Below are 15,402 nucleotides of genomic sequence, written 5' to 3'. Positions count from 1 at the left end.
GCATGAGCGCGGTATCCGACGACATCACTGCCGATTTCATCATCGAGGCACAGGAAATCCTGGACCGCCTGGGCGAACAGCTGGTGTCGCTGGAGCAGGCACCGCAGGACAGCGAGCAGCTCAACGCGGTGTTCCGCGGTTACCACACGCTCAAGGGCGGCGCCGGCTTCCTCGGCGTCACCGCCATGGTCGAGCTCTGCCACGCCGCCGAAGAAGCGCTCGGCATCGCGCGCGCTGGCCAGGCGGTGTTGCAGGCCCATCACTTCGACGCGGCCCAGCAATCGCTGGATTACCTGCAGTCGATGCTCGATGCAGTGTCTTCCGGCACCGAACCGGGCTACGCGCCGCCGGAGCTGATCGCACAATTCGACATGCACGGTGGCGGAACCGTGGCCCCCACCGCCTCGGCACCCGCTGCCGGCGGCGGCGACCTGATCACCGAAGACGAATTCGAGGCCCTGCTCGACCAGCTGCACGGCGGCAACGCGCCCACTGCGGTGGCGCCCGCGAAGAAAGCCGACGACGGCCTGATCAGCGAGGACGAATTCGAAGCCCTGCTCGACCAGCTGCACGGTGGTGCGGCCCCCGGCAGCAAAGCGGTCGCCGCCGCGCCGGTTGCTCCGCCGCCGGCACCCCGCCCTGCTGCGCCCACCCCGCCCGCGAAGCCGGCCGCCAAGCCGCTGGCCGAGGCCGAGCACACCGTGCGCGTGGACACCAAGCGCCTGGATGCGATCGTCAACCTGATCGGCGAACTGGTGCTGTCACGCAACCGGCTGAAGACGCTGCGCGCACGCCTGCGCGACGAAGAGCTGGACCGCGCAGTCTCCACCCTGGACATCGCCACCGCGCGCCTGCAGTCGGCGGTGATGCGCACCCGCATGCAGCCGGTCGGAAAGGTGTTCTCGCGCTTCCCCAAGGTGGCCCGCGATGTCGCCCGCTCACTGAAGAAGGAAGTGGACCTGGAGCTGATCGGCGCCGAGACCGAGCTCGACCGCAACCTGGTCGAAGCGCTGGCCGACCCGCTGGTGCACCTGGTCCGCAACGCCATCGACCACGGCGTGGAAATGCCCGACCTGCGCGAAGCGCAGGGCAAGCCGCGGATGGGCCATGTGCGGCTGTCGGCCCAGCAGGAAGGCGACTATGTCAGCATCGAGGTGCAGGACGATGGCGCCGGCATCGATCCGGAAAAACTGCGTGCGAAGGCACGCGAAAAGGGCCTGATCGACCCGGAAGCCGCGGCCCGCCTGAGCAGCGAGGAATGCCTGCACCTGGTGTTCCTGCCCGGCTTCTCGACCAAGCAGCAGGTCACCGATATCTCCGGCCGTGGCGTCGGCATGGACGTGGTGCAGTCACGCATCCGCGAACTGAGCGGCCAGATCCAGATCCAGTCGGAACTGGGCCGTGGCAGCCGTTTCCTGATCCGCGTGCCGCTGACCCTGGCGATCCTGCCGACCCTGCTGGTGCAGGCCGGCGAGGATGTCTATGCGCTGCCGCTGGCGCGCGTGATGGAAGTGCTGCATGCGCCGCGCACCTCGCTGGGCTGGTTCGATGGCCGCGCCGTGCTCGACCGGCGCTCGCATACCCTGCCACTGGTCGATCTGCGCCAGTGGCTGGATGTGACGCCGGCCGCGTCGACCCTGCTGACCATCGTGGTGCTGCAGGCCGGCGAAGCCCGTTTCGGTCTGGTCGTGGACCAGGTACGCGGGCGCGAGGAAGTGGTGATCAAGCCGCTGCCCAAAGCCCTGCGCGGCCTGCGCGGTTACGCCGGTGCAACCTTGATCGGCGATGGTCGCATGGCGCTGATCCTGGATGTGGATGGCCTGCGATGAACCCCGCCGGGCCCTGCCCGGCGGCCCGAAAACTGTGACTACCGTCTGTACGCGATCTCCCGGTGTCTCAAGTCCCATTCATACACGCCGATACCGGAACCATGGATAGACTCAGCCTCATTGGACTCTTTCTCGCCCTGGCCTCGCTGGTCGGTGGCAGCATCCTCAAGGGCGCCGGCCTGGCGTCGTTGTGGTCGCCTGCGGCGTTCGTGATCGTCATCGTCGGCACCATCGCCGCGATCCTGCTGCACACCTCGCCGGCAGTGTTCAAGCACGCGTTCAAGATCGTGCGCTGGGTCGTGCGCCCGCCGCACAGCGATCGCCGTGAGCTGATCCAGCAGATCGTCGAGTGGAGCAACATCGCCCGCCGCCAGGGCCTGCTGGGCCTGGAGTCGCAGGTGGAAGCACAGCAGGACCCGTTCCTGCGCAAGGGCCTGCAACTGCTGGTGGACGGCGTTGAACCGGAGTCGATGCGGCACATGCTGGAGATCGAACTGGGCAGCCAGGAACACCAGGACCAGGCCGGCGCCAAGGTGTTCGAGGCGATGGGCATCTATGCGCCCACGCTCGGCATCATCGGTGCCGTGCTGGGCCTGATCGCGGTGATGAAGAACCTGGCCGACCCGAGCAAGCTCGGCCACGGCATCGCCGCCGCGTTCACCGCCACCATCTACGGCATCGCCTCGGCCAACCTGCTGTTCCTGCCGATTGCCGCCAAGCTCAAGAGTGTGATCTCGCACAATACCCGTGACCGCGAAATGGTCATCGAAGGCCTGATCTCGATCGCCCAGGGCGAGAACCCGCGCAACATCGAAACCAACCTCTCCGGCTTCCTGCACTGACATGGCCCGCCGCAAGCACCACGAAGAGCACGCCAACCATGAAGCATGGGCGATCCCCTATGCCGACCTGATGACGCTGCTGCTCGCCTTCTTCGTGGTCATGTATGCGATTTCCTCGGTCAACGAGGGCAAGTACCGGATCATGGCCGACGCGCTCACCGATGCCTTCGGTGGTGCGCCGCGCACCATCAACCCGGTGCAGGTCGGCAACAAGCAGGTGCAGGGCGGCGGCTGGGACAGCCCGTCGGTGATCAAGTCCGGCACCAAGATCGGTCCGTCCGCACCGGCCCCGTCGCATGACCCGACGCTGCTGCCGTCGATGGCCTCGCAGATGCGCATGCCGGTGTCGGTGCACAACCAGGAACAGATCGCGCGCGCCGAGCGCCAGCTCAACAGCATCGCCGACCGACTGACCGCCGCGCTGGCGCCGCTGATCGACCGCGGCATGATCAGCGTGCGCCGCACCGAACTGTGGATCGAGGTCGAGATCAACAGTGACATCCTGTTCCCCACCGGTTCGGCCGCGCTGGACGTGCACGCACGCCAGACCCTGGCCAGCCTGGCCGACGTGCTGCGCGATGTGCCCAACAGCGTGCGCGTGGAAGGCCACACCGACAACGTGCCGATCGCCACCGCCACCTTCCCGTCCAACTGGGAACTGTCGGCCGGGCGCGCGGCCAGCGTGGTGCACCTGTTCGCCGACCAGGGCGTGCAACCCTCGCGGTTGGCGATGGTCGGCTACGGCCAGTTCCGCCCGCGCGAAGAGAACGACAGCGCGCAGGGCCGCAACCGCAACCGCCGGGTGATGGTCATCATCCTGGCCGACACCTCGCACTCGGTCGATCCGCTCGGGCAGCGCCTGAACGCTGCCACCGGCGCCGTCGACACCAGCGCCACCGAACAAGCCGCCGCAACTCCGGCTACCGCCCCCACCTCCCCCATCGCACCGGTGAAGTTGCCGCCGGTGCCGGCTGGCAGCCGCGTCGGCGCCGCCGTTCCCCCGGCAATGAAGGAGTAAACCGATGCGCATCTGGGCAGTCGCCAACCAGAAGGGCGGAGTCGGCAAGACCACCACCACCCTCGCCCTCGGCCGCGGCCTGGCCGCGCTCGGCCACCGCGTGCTGCTGATCGACCTCGACCCGCATGCCTCGCTCAGCCGCGCCTTCGGCGTGCCGGTGGATCCGCCGCCGGCCGGCGTGCTGGAACTGTTCGGCGCCCCGCCGGCCGACCTGTCCAGCCTGTGCCATGCCAGCAACATCCACGGTCTGGACTACGTCTGCGCGCAGTCGGCACTGGCCACGCTGGAGCGCCGCAGCGCCAACCAGCCCGGCCTCGGACTGGCCCTGCAGAATGCACTGGCGCGCCACCAGGGCCAGCACGACTACATCCTGCTGGACTGCGCGCCGACCCTCGGCCTGCTGATGATCAATGCCTTGGCCGCCGCCGACCGCCTGATCATCCCGACCCAGGCCGAGCCGCTGGCACTGCACGGCCTGGATGGCATGGTCCGCACCGGCGAGATGGTCGAGCGCTCGCGCCGCCGCCCGCTGCCGATCTCGATCCTGCCCACCCTGTTCGACCGCCGCACCCGCGCCGGCAACGAATCGCTGCGCACCATGCAGGACCGTCACGGCGCGCGCGTATGGGAAGACGCGATTCCGATCGACACGCGCATCAGCAATGCCGCCGGCCTCACCCTGCCCAGCGTCGGCGAGGACTACCCGGGCCGCGGTCTGGCGGCTTACCGCCGTGCGTTGAACTGGATTCTCGGCGAGGACGCTCGCGCCCTGGAGCAGGCCGCATGAACAGCACCGGCGTACTGGACGACTATCTGGACGAACTGCTGGGTGAAGCGATTGTCGCCGCGCCACCCGCTGCGCCGCCGCCCGCCAGCGCCCCGCCGAGCGCGGCGAGCGAAGCAGCCGCTGAGCGCGAGCCGACCTGGGATGACCTGCCGGCCGAAGTGATCTACGAAACCGACACCGTGGCCGCTGCCCTGGCCGCGGACGACGCCGCGGACGACGCCGCGCTCGAGGCCGCGTTCGAGGCGGCGGCGACGATCGAGCGCGAGCCGACCTGGGACGACCTGCCCGCCGAAGTGATCTACGAAACCGACACCGTGGCCACTGCCCCGACCGCGGACGACGCCGCGCTCGAGGCCGCATTCGAGGCCGCCGCAACGCCGGCCGCCGCCGAAGGCGAACCGACCTGGGATGACCTGCCAGACGAGGTGCTGCACGAGACGGCCCCGGCGCCGGCCACCGCAGGCACCGGCCCGGAACCCACCTGGGACGACCTTCCGGACGAAGTGATCTACGAGACCGATACGGCTGACAGCCATCACCTCGCCCATACCGACAGCCCAGGCCTGCAGGCGGCATTCGAAGCCGCCGCGGGCGGCGAAGACGTCGCCACGCCGCCGCCGGCCGTGGTTGCGGCGCCGGTACCACCGGCAGCACCGCGAGCTGCTACCGCACCCGCCGCACGCACCGCGGCCGTACCGCCACCGCGGGTCGCCGTGGACGCCCCCGCAGCCAGCCGCCCCAGCAGCTGGCAGGAACTGCAGGCCCAGGCGCACCACCCGGCAAGCAGCCCGCACCCGCAGAACCGCCGCGCCGGCGAGCGCACCTCGCGCTGGCTACGCCTGCGCTGCGGCACCCAGGCCTATGCGCTGGAGCTGCTGAAGGTGCAGGAAGTGGTGCTGCCGGTGCCGCTGCTGCCGTTGCGCGGCACCGCACCGGCCATGCTCGGCATCATGAACCTGCGCGGCCAGGTGGTGCCGGTGATGGACCTCGGCCTGCACCTTGGTGCCGCCGCCGCCGAGGACGACGCGCAGACCCGCATCGTGGTGCTGGAGGAAGACGGCGAGACCATCGGCCTGCGCGTGTCGGCGGTGGAAGACGTCGCCAACCTCACCGACTCGCAGATCGAGCCACCCGATACCGCGCGCATCTGCCAGATCTCCAACGATCTGTTCCGCGGCGTGGCCCGGGTCAGCCAGCGCCCGATGATCCTGCTCGACGCCACCCAGCTGTTGAACTGAGTCGCAAAGAAAAAGGGGACGGAGGGGATTAAGTCGCAAACGCCCCCGTGATCTGCACGACATCAACTGGGTCGGCGCACCGCGCCGACGCGTTACCTGTCGGGGACGCAAGAAGTTGATCCGTTGGATCAACCCCTTACGTCCCCACTGCGCGGTCGCCGTCGCTACGGGTAGCCGCAGACGGGCGCGGCCGTTTGCGACTTAATCCCCTCCGTCCCCTTTTCAACGGCGTCCCCGAAAGGCATCGCATCGACGCTCCGCGTCGATTCTTCTAAAGAACCCCGCCGGGGTGCCGTTATGGATCACGGAACCGTTTGTCCGGAGCAACGATGAGCACTGTCGAACTGGGTGAGGATCTCGGCATCGAGAGCAGCACCGAGCTCAAGAACCGCCTCGCCCCGCTGGTGGCGCAGGCCGGCGAGCTGACCCTGGATGCAAGCCAGGTCGCCCGCATCCACACCGCTGCCATACAGGTGCTGTGTGCGTTCGTGCAGGCTCGCCGCGAGGCAGGCCTGGGCACCGGCTTCCACGGTTGCACCGCAACCTTCCGTGACGCCGCGCGCCTGCTGGGCGTCACCCAGGCCCTGGGCCTGGACGCAACCCATGACAACCTGAAATCTGTGGAGAACGCTGCATGAGCGCACGTATCTTGGTGGTGGACGATTCGGCGTCGATGCGCCAGATGGTTTCCTTCGCCCTCACCTCGGCCGGTTTTGCCGTCGAAGAAGCTGAAGACGGCGCGGTCGCGCTCGGTCGCGCCAAGGGCCAGCGCTTCAATGCGGTGGTCACCGACGTCAACATGCCGAACATGGACGGCATCGCGCTGATCCGCGAACTGCGCCAGCTGCCGGACTACAAGTTCACCCCGCTGCTGATGCTGACCACCGAGTCGGCCGCCGACAAGAAGTCCGAAGGCAAGGCCGCCGGTGCCACCGGCTGGCTGGTCAAGCCGTTCAATCCGGAACAGCTGGTCGCCACCGTGCAGAAAGTGCTGGGCTGATCGCCCGGCACCGCTCCCCTTCTTCGCTTCCGGACCACCACTGCCATGAGCATGGACCTGCAACGCTTCCACGCCACCTTCTTCGAGGAGAGCCGCGAAGGCCTCGACGCGATGGAGGCTGGCCTGCTGGCCCTGGAATCGGGGCAGCAGGACGCGGAGATCATCAATTCGGTGTTCCGCGCCGCCCACTCGATCAAGGGCGGCGCCGGCACCTTCGGCTTCGATGCGATCGCCGGCCTGACCCACGTGCTGGAAACGCTGCTCGATGAGCTGCGTGCCGGCAAGCGGGCACTGGAAGGCCACGCCGTCGACGCCATGCTGTCCTCGGTGGACGTGCTGCGCGCCCTGTTGCGCGAAGCCGAACACGGCCAGGCCGCCGATCCCGCGGCCGTCGCTGCGGTGAAGGCACGCCTGGAAGCGGTGCTCTCCGGCCAGGCCGCGCCGAGTGCCCCGGCCGCCGCGGCCGCCAAGGTGGACGACACGCCGGAAGCCTGGCAGATCGGCTTCACCCCGGCACCGTCGCTGTTCATGAGCGGCAACGATCCGCTGCGCATCATCCGCGAACTGGAACACCTCGGGTCGCTGCAGGTCGCCGCGCGCATCGAGCGCCTGCCCGGCTTTGCCCAGCTCGACCCGCTCGAGGCCCACCTGGCGTGGGACCTGGGCCTGGTCGGCAAGGTGCCGCGCAGCAAGATCGAAGACACCTTCGCCTGGGTGCTGGACGACTGCGAACTGGACATCCGTCCGGCGGCGCCGCCGAGCCTGGCCACCCAGGCCCCGGCCGCAACAGCCCCTTCCACACCGGCTCCTGCGGCACCGGCCGCACCCGCGCCCGCGGCCAGCGGCGGCGTACCCCAGGAAGCCGAGACCTCGATCCGGGTCAGCGTCGACAAGGTCGATGCACTGATCAACCTGGTCGGCGAACTGGTCATCACCCAGGCCATGCTCAAGCAGGTCTCGCACGCGCTGGACCCGGTTCTTGCCGAGAGCCTGTTCGCGGGCCTGGACCAGCTTGAACGCAACACCCGCGACCTGCAGGAAGCGGTGATCGGCGTGCGCATGCTGCCGGTCGACGCGGTGTTCCGCCGCTTCCCGCGCCTGGTCCGCGATCTGTCCAGCCGCCTCGGCAAGCAGGTGCGCCTGCGTACCGTCGGCGAAGGCACCGAGCTGGACAAGGGCCTGATCGAAAAGATCGCCGATCCGCTGGTGCACCTGGTACGCAACTCGATCGACCACGGCCTGGAAATGCCCGACGTGCGTCGCGGTGCGGGCAAGGACGAGACCGGCACGATCACCCTGGCCGCTTCGCACCAGGGCGGGCACATCGTCATCGAAGTCAGTGACGATGGTCGCGGCCTGGACCGCGCCAAGATCCTGGCCAAGGCGCACGAGCGCGGCCTGGCCGTACCGGACAACCCGACCGATTCGCAGGTCTGGGACCTGATCTTCCAGCCCGGCTTCTCCACCGCCGATGCGGTGACCGATCTGTCCGGGCGTGGCGTCGGCATGGACGTGGTCCGCCGCAACATCCAGGCGCTGGGCGGGGAGGTGCAGATTGAAAGCAGCCTCGGCGCCGGTACCCGCACCCTGATCCGCCTGCCGCTGACCCTGGCCATCCTTGATGGCATGACCGTGGCGGTGGCCGGTGAAACCCTGATCCTGCCACTGGCCTATGTGCTGGAAGCCCTGCAGCCGCAGGCCGAGGACATCCGCAGCATGGCCGGCGAAGGCCGCGTGTTGCGCGTGCGCGGCGAGTACCTGCCGATCCTGTCGCTCAGCGAGTACTACGGCTACGGCAACCGTGCGCCGGGCAGCGAGTCGCTGGTGGTGGTGGTCGAGGGCGATGGCCAGAAGATCGCGCTGGAAGTGGACGAGCTGGTCGGCCAGCAGCAGGTGGTGGTGAAGAACATCGAGAACAACTACCGCCGCATCGGCGGGGTATCCGGTGCCACCATCCTCGGCGACGGCCGCGTCGCCCTGATCGTCGATATCGGCGGCCTGGTGCGTTCGCTGCGGATGCCGCAGGCCGCCTGATTCCCATTGCAGGCTGTCCAGAACCGCCGCCCTTCGGGGCGGCGGTTTTTGTTTGCGCGCCACATTCCACCCGGGGTCAGATCCCTTCTGTGAACTCCGTCGGCGCCGTGCTTTCGCATGCAACCACGCCACGCAAGCGAAAGCCCCGCCACTGCGGCACTTTCGCGCCGTCATCCCTACGCAACCGAATGTGATCTGCGTCCATAAAGTCCGCGCGGGCCGCGCCGTTATCCCGCAATGACGGCCGTCACCGAACCCCACCGGGCACTCCCGTTCGCTCTGCAACCACCCCCAGCCGCCGCGACTGCGCCGGCACCCTGCCCACCTGGAGCACCCTGCATGAAGTGGTTCCAAGATCTGCCCATCGCCCGCAAGCTGGCCGTGGGGTTCACCCTCACCACGTTGATGACCCTGGTCCTCGGCGCCTTCGCACTGTTGCGCCTGAGCGAGGCCAACACGCAGCTGGGCGAGATGGCCGGCAACGATATTCCGTCGGTCCAGCACCTGGGCGAGGCGCGCTCGCAGCTGGGTGAATTCCGCACCTACGAGCTGGCGCTGCTGAGCATGCTTGACCAGCCGGACAAGGTGGCCGACTACAACAAGCGCATGGACGACACCGCCAGGACCGTGCACGAGGAACTGGCCGCGTACGCGGCGTTGCCGGCGCTGGCCAGGGAACGCGAGCTGTACCAGGCCGCCAACGTGCAGCTGGAGCGTTACTTCGCCGCCAACAAGGCGATGCGTGACGCCGTGGCTGCCGGTGACGGCGCACTCGCGCAGCAGATCTCCGACGAGCAGTCGCGCCCGGCGCGTCGTGAACTGTTCGCGGCGATGAAGGCGCTCGGCATCCACATCGCCGGCCTGATGGACGCCAAGATCGCTGCCGCCAACGCCACCCACCGCACCAGCATGATCGCCATCATCGGCTGCATCGTGCTGCTGTCGCTGGTCGCGGCCGCGCTGGCCACGGTGATCTCGCGCGCCGTCACCGGCCCGCTCGGCAAGGCCGTGCACGCGATCCAGGCCGTCGCCCGCGGCGACCTCAGCGTCAGCACCCAGGCCACCAGCAAGGATGAGGCCGGCAAGATGCTGGCCGCCACCGCCGACATGACTGCCATGCTTCGCCGCTTCAGCGAGCAGACCCAGCTGATGGCGCAGATGCATGCCGGCCCGGACATCAGCCACCGTATCCCGGAAGACTTCCCGGGTGTCTACGGCCAGCTGGCCGGCGGCATCAACACGGTGATCTTCGAACACCTGGACGCGATCCGTGATGCCATTGACGTGCTCAACCAGTACGCCACCGGCAATCTGGCCCCGGATGCGCGCCGCCTGCCCGGCAGCCGCGCGATCCTGCACGAATCGATGGACGCGGCCAAGGCCAGCCTGCTGGCGATCAATACGCAGATCCAGCAGCTGGCCGAGGCCGCCGCCGCGGGTGACTTCAGCCAGCGCGGCGACGCCCAGCGTTTCCAGCACGACTTCAAGCTGATGATCGAGCACCTGAACACCATGATGCAGGTGGCCGACGGCAACCTCGGCCAGCTGTCGCAGCTGCTGCAGTCGATCGCCGCCGGCGACCTGACCGCACGCATGGACGGGCAGTTCAACGGCGTGTTCGCCCGCATGCGCGACGATGCCAACACCACCGTCGCCCAGCTGACGCAGATCGTCGGCCAGATCCAGGCCAGCACCTCCAGCATCACCCTCGCCGCCGGTGAGATCGCCTCGGGCAACAGTGACCTGTCGCGCCGTACCGAGCAGCAGGCCGCCAACCTGGAAGAAACCGCCGCCTCGATGGAGGAACTGACCTCCACCGTGCGCCAGAACGCCGAACACGCCCGCCAGGCCAACCAGCTCGCCATCGGCGCACATGGCGTCGCCTCGCAGGGTGGCGAGGTGGTCGGCCAGGTGGTCACCACCATGTCGGCCATCCAGGCCTCGTCGAAGAAGATCGCAGAGATCATCAGCGTCATCGACGGCATCGCCTTCCAGACCAACATCCTGGCGCTGAACGCCGCAGTGGAAGCTGCGCGTGCCGGTGAACAGGGCCGTGGCTTCGCCGTGGTCGCCAGCGAAGTGCGCACCCTCGCCCAGCGCTCGGCCGCCGCCGCCAAGGAGATCAAGGGCCTGATCGACGATTCGGTCGGCAAGGTCGCCGAGGGCTCCAGCCTGGTGCACCAGGCCGGCAGCACCATGGGCGAGATCGTCGCCTCGGTGCAGCGCGTGACCGACATCATGGCCGAGATCTCCGCCGCCTCGCAGGAACAGTCGGCCGGCATCGAGCAGGTCAACCAGACCGTGGTGCAGATGGACGAAACCACCCAGCAGAACGCCGCGCTGGTGGAAGAAGCCACCGCTGCCGCCCGCGCGATGGAAGACCAGGCCGTGCAGCTGGGTGAAGCCGTGGCCCGCTTCCGGCTGGCATCGCCGGCGACCCCGGGCACCGCGCCGCGCCTGGCCACCGCACCGCTGCCGCGCCAGGTAGCGGCCGCTGCGCCCGTCCACAGGCCGACACCTGCACGCACGCTGCGCGGCTCGAGCGCCCAGCCGGCACTGGCCGCCGACGGCGACTGGCAGGAGTTCTGACCCCACGCGGAAAGCATCCACGCATGGCGTGGATCCACCTGCGTGGCACGTCGGGGTCAGGTTCCTTTCCTCCAGGAGAGGGATCTGACCCCTCACGCATGGAAAGTGATGTAATTCTCACTTCATAATCCGATGCAGAGGCCGATATCCCCATCGAGCCTCGCGCCAACGCGTGCTGGCGCCCGCCCCTGACCGTAGATTCCATGTCCGACGGCAACGACACTGCAGTGCATGATGTCCACGCGGCCGATGCCGCTGACGAACGTTTCCTGGTCCGCAACCCGCGCCAGCTGCGCCAGTTGCTGCGCTCGCTGATCGACCAGCGATCGCTGATCAATGCGCATATCGACGGCCGCGACCGCTCGTTCCCGACGGCGCTGCTTGATCTTGACGAGGACGAAGACTACCTGCTGCTCGATGGCAGCCCGCAGGAAGCGTCCAACCGCGCCGCCGAGCAGGCCGACCACCTGCTGTGCTTCGCCCAGCTTGAACGCGTGCTGGTGCGGTTCCGCCTGCATGAACTGCAGCGCGTGGACAACGACGGCCACGTTGCGTTCCGTGCACCACTGCCCGACGAGCTGGTCCATCTGCAGCGCCGCGAGCTGTACCGGCTGGAGACCCCGGTCACCGACTCGCCGCAGCTGCTGCTGCCGCCCGGCGAAGCCCGCGCCGAAGCGTTGTCGATGCGGGTGGTGGACATCAGTGGCGGCGGCCTCGCCGTGGTCGTGCCCAACGACTGCGCGGTGTTCGGCCTGCAGAAGCGCTACCCGGCGCAGCTGTCACTGCCTGATGGCCCGGACCTGGACATCGAACTGGTGGTCTGCAACCTGCTGCCGCAGCGCCAGCCCAACGGCATCGAGGTCAAGCGCGTAGGCATGCGCTTCGACACCCTGCCGCGCGGCGCCGACAGCGCCATCCAGCGCTACATCTTCCGCATCGACCGCCAGCGCAAGGCCCGCCGCAACGGCGAGATGTAGTCACGTGGTAGATCCACGCCATGCGTGGATGCCCCTCCGGCGCTACCCGGTAGATCCACGCCATGCGTGGATGCCCCGGGCGCCACAGCTAAAGTCCCCCCCCGAGGGGCCGATATCGAGCCTGACACCGGGACTTCCGGCAGAACCAGGACCCCTCGATGAACGACAAGACCAGCTCCGCCGCCAGCGCCGGTGGCGAATTCCTCAGCTTCACCCTCGGTGCCGAGCACTACGGCGTGGACATCCTCAAGGTGCAGGAAATCCGCGGCTATGACGCGGTCACCCGCGTGCCGGATGCTCCGGACTACATCAAGGGCGTGATCAACCTGCGCGGCACCATCGTGCCGGTCATCGATCTGCGCCTGAAGCTGCGCCTGGACAACGCCCGCTACGACGCCTTCACCGTGATGATCGTGCTGAACGTGGAAGACCGCGTGGTCGGCATCGTCGTTGACAGCGTCTCGGACGTGATCCCGCTGTCGGCCGAGCAGATCCGCCCGACCCCGGAGTTCGGCGCCGCCGTCGATACCCGTTTCATCTCCGGTATCGGTACCCACGACGACCGCATGCTGATCCTGCTGGACATCGAGACCCTGCTCGACAGCGCCGACATGGGCCAGGCCGCCGTTGCCGAAGACGCTGCGGCCTGATCCAGCGGACCTGCTTCACGTTCTGGTCACACAACCCTTCAGTTCCCCCTGGCGGTGCCGATAGGGGGACAGAAGCCGGTCGCGCAGGAGCGCGCAGAACCGGAACGACCATCACCATCCCCGGAGATACACCTCGATGAAGTCCCTGCTTGCGTTCGTCTCGGCCGCTGTCCTGGCCACCACCGCCTCCTCCGCGTTCGCCCAGTCGGCCGACATGATCCCGCCGGAACTGGCACCGCGTTCGGTCGGCAAGGACGGCATGGTCTGTGGCAAGGTCGAAAAGGCCCGCTACGCAGAAGGTTCCGAAGGCCAGCCGACCTTCCTGTACATGGGCGGCGCCTTCCCGCGCCACACCTTCTCAGCCCGCATCGCCGGCGAGAACCGCGGCAAGTTCTCCTTCCCGCTGGAAACCCTGGAAGGCAAGACCGTGTGCGTGATCGGCAAGATCCAGCGCGACGCCTCGCGTGCGGAAATCGAAGTCAGCTCGCCGGCTGGCCTGAAGCTGGCCAACATCAAGTAATCCGCTGTCCGTCGAACCACGCCGGAGCTCGTGCCGGCGTGGTTTCTGCTGCAACCGGGCCCGATGCCCGGGCGCGTCTGCCTTAGGAGCTCGCAACGCCCATGCCGTGGATCAACAACCTGAAACTGATGCCGAAGCTGCTGCTGACCTTCGGCGTCCTCCTGCTGGTGATGCTGCTGCAGGGCATCGTCGCCTATCGCGGCCTGCATTCGCTGAACAACGTCACCACCGAGTTGGCCGGTTCGCGCATGGAAAGCATCCGCATGGCCGGCGAGATGCGCGGCATGCTGGGCGAGTACCGCAACGCCGCCTACCAGCAGCTGATCCGCGCCAGCGATGACGTCAAGTCCGACGCACGCAAGCAGGCCGTCGAGCTGCGCGAGAGCATGGACAAGTCGATCAAGGGCTACCCCGCGCTGGTCGACAACGCGCAGCAGAAGAAGCTGTTCGACACCTTTGCCAAGGAATGGAAGGACGCCCTGGCCTCCTATGACAGCGTCACCGAGATGCTGGAACTGGACCTGCCGGACGACGCCATCGATACCTTCGTCGGCGAGACCCGCACCAAGCACCGCAAGGCCGCTTCGGCGCTGGAAGCACTGATCGCCGAAGACAACCGCCTCGCCCGCGCCTCGCGCGAAGAGGCCGAATCCACCTACGCCGCCTCGGCCGTGCTGACCGTGATCGCCCTGCTCGGCGGCGCCGCGCTCGGCCTGGTGCTGGTCTGGCTGTTCGCCCGTGCCCTGGTCGGCAGCGTGCGTGGTGCCGTCTCGGTGGCCAACGACGTCGCCGGCGGCAAGCTCGACGGCCACATCGACGTCAGCCGCCAGGACGAAGTAGGCGAACTGATGCAGGCCATGCAGCGCATGCAGCGCGACCTGCGCGAGCGCATCGAAACCGACCAGGCCGTGGCCCGCGAGAACCTGCGCATCCGCACCGCGCTGGACTACAGCTCGACCGGCGTGTACCTGACCGACACCAGCAACACCATCGTCTACAGCAACCGCGCGCTGCAGCAGACCCTGAGCCAGTACCAGGATGAAGTGCGCCGCGACCTGCCGGACTTCGACGCCCAGGCCTCGCTGATCGGCAAGCCGGTCACCGTGCTTGAACACCGCGGCGAGATGGACCAGACCCTGCTCGGCAACCTGAAGGCGCACGGCGTGGCCCGTCGCCCGATGCAGTACGGGGATGCCCAGTTCGCGCAGGTGGTGTCGACCATCCGCAATGAAGGCGGCGACACCGTCGGCTACGTGGTGGAATGGCGTGACCGCACCCAGGAAGCGCTGGTCGAGGCCGAAGTGGCCCGCGTGATCGCCCAGGCCGCCGCCGGCGACCTGTCCGGCCGCATCGATGCCAGCGACAAGGAAGGCTTCTTCCTGCAGCTGGCCCAGCAGATCAACGGCCTGCTCGACGCCAACGCCGGCAGCATCGAACAGATCTCCGGCCTGCTCGCCGCGCTGTCGCAGGGTGACCTGACCGTGCGCATGCACGGCGACTACCAGGGCGTGTTCGCCCGCATGCGCGACGATGCCAACGCCACCGCCGCACAGCTGAGCGAGATCGTCACCCGCATCAAGCAGTCCAGCCGCGCGATCAGTTCGGCCGCCGGCGAAATCGCCTCCGGCAACAGCGACCTGTCGCGCCGTACCGAGCAGCAGGCCGCCAACCTTGAAGAAACCGCCGCGTCGATGGAGGAACTGACCTCCACCGTGCGCCAGAACGCCGAACATGCCCGCCAGGCCAACCAGCTCGCCATCGGCGCGCATGGCGTCGCCTCGCAGGGCGGCGAAGTGGTCGGCCAGGTGGTCACCACCATGTCCGCCATCCAGGCCTCGTCGAAGAAGATCGCAGAGATCATCAGCGTCATCGACGGCATCGCCTTCCAGACCAACATCCTGGCGCTGAACGCCGCAGT

12 protein-coding genes and 1 pseudogene are annotated in these 15,402 nt (G+C 68.1%); all 13 read left to right on the top strand.

Annotation, left to right across the window (positions count from 1 at the left end):
- The first annotated feature begins 2 nt into the window (after positions 1-2).
- Complete coding sequence (locus tag N440_RS07380; RefSeq protein ID WP_133934584.1) at positions 3-1,829, top strand: chemotaxis protein CheA; 1,827 nt, start codon at positions 3-5, stop codon at positions 1,827-1,829.
- A gap of 101 nt (positions 1,830-1,930) precedes the next feature.
- Positions 1,931-2,671: a flagellar motor protein gene (locus N440_RS07375; RefSeq protein WP_006442919.1), complete on the top strand. Its 741-nt coding sequence runs from the start codon at positions 1,931-1,933 to the stop codon at positions 2,669-2,671.
- A 1-nt stretch (position 2,672) separates the two neighbouring features.
- A pseudogene (motD, locus tag N440_RS07370) lies at positions 2,673-3,518 on the top strand (flagellar motor protein MotD); the annotation flags it as partial.
- 175 nt (positions 3,519-3,693) lie between these two features.
- Positions 3,694-4,476 carry a ParA family protein gene (locus N440_RS07365; RefSeq protein WP_049456095.1) on the top strand — a complete coding sequence of 261 codons (783 nt, stop codon included), beginning with the start codon at positions 3,694-3,696 and terminating at the stop codon, positions 4,474-4,476.
- Positions 4,473-5,714 carry a chemotaxis protein CheW gene (locus N440_RS07360; protein WP_133934583.1) on the top strand — a complete coding sequence of 414 codons (1,242 nt, stop codon included), beginning with the start codon at positions 4,473-4,475 and terminating at the stop codon, positions 5,712-5,714. Before N440_RS07365 ends, N440_RS07360 begins: the two co-directional genes overlap by 4 nt.
- A gap of 329 nt (positions 5,715-6,043) precedes the next feature.
- Complete coding sequence (locus N440_RS07355; protein WP_040007804.1) at positions 6,044-6,352, top strand: STAS domain-containing protein; 309 nt, start codon at positions 6,044-6,046, stop codon at positions 6,350-6,352.
- Entirely contained in the window at positions 6,349-6,714 is a 366-nt protein-coding gene (locus N440_RS07350; RefSeq protein ID WP_005409521.1) for a response regulator, read from the top strand. The genes N440_RS07355 and N440_RS07350 overlap by 4 nt, the downstream gene beginning before the upstream one ends.
- 45 nt (positions 6,715-6,759) lie before the next feature.
- On the top strand, positions 6,760-8,748 hold the full coding sequence (locus N440_RS07345) for a chemotaxis protein CheA (protein ID WP_133934582.1): 1,989 nt from the start codon (positions 6,760-6,762) through the stop codon (positions 8,746-8,748).
- A gap of 339 nt (positions 8,749-9,087) precedes the next feature.
- Positions 9,088-11,337 carry a methyl-accepting chemotaxis protein gene (locus N440_RS07340; protein WP_133934581.1) on the top strand — a complete coding sequence of 750 codons (2,250 nt, stop codon included), beginning with the start codon at positions 9,088-9,090 and terminating at the stop codon, positions 11,335-11,337.
- A 203-nt stretch (positions 11,338-11,540) separates the two neighbouring features.
- A complete protein-coding gene (locus tag N440_RS07335) occupies positions 11,541-12,314 on the top strand; it encodes a flagellar brake protein (protein WP_006442864.1) in 774 nt (257 codons plus the stop codon).
- 158 nt (positions 12,315-12,472) lie between these two features.
- Positions 12,473-12,964: a chemotaxis protein CheW gene (locus tag N440_RS07330; RefSeq protein ID WP_006442860.1), complete on the top strand. Its 492-nt coding sequence runs from the start codon at positions 12,473-12,475 to the stop codon at positions 12,962-12,964.
- 136 nt (positions 12,965-13,100) lie between these two features.
- The gene (locus N440_RS07325) at positions 13,101-13,484 is read left to right on the top strand and encodes a hypothetical protein (protein WP_006442858.1); all 384 of its coding nucleotides are present in this window, start codon (positions 13,101-13,103) and stop codon (positions 13,482-13,484) included.
- A 101-nt stretch (positions 13,485-13,585) separates the two neighbouring features.
- Positions 13,586-15,402: MCP four helix bundle domain-containing protein (locus N440_RS07320; protein ID WP_133935993.1), on the top strand; the 1,817-nt coding region annotated here is incomplete at its 3' end.

Origin of the sequence: Stenotrophomonas sp. CC22-02, assembly GCF_004365115.1 — a bacterium.
Classification (GTDB): domain Bacteria; phylum Pseudomonadota; class Gammaproteobacteria; order Xanthomonadales; family Xanthomonadaceae; genus Stenotrophomonas; species Stenotrophomonas forensis.
This window is presented reverse-complemented; position numbering and strand designations above follow the sequence as displayed.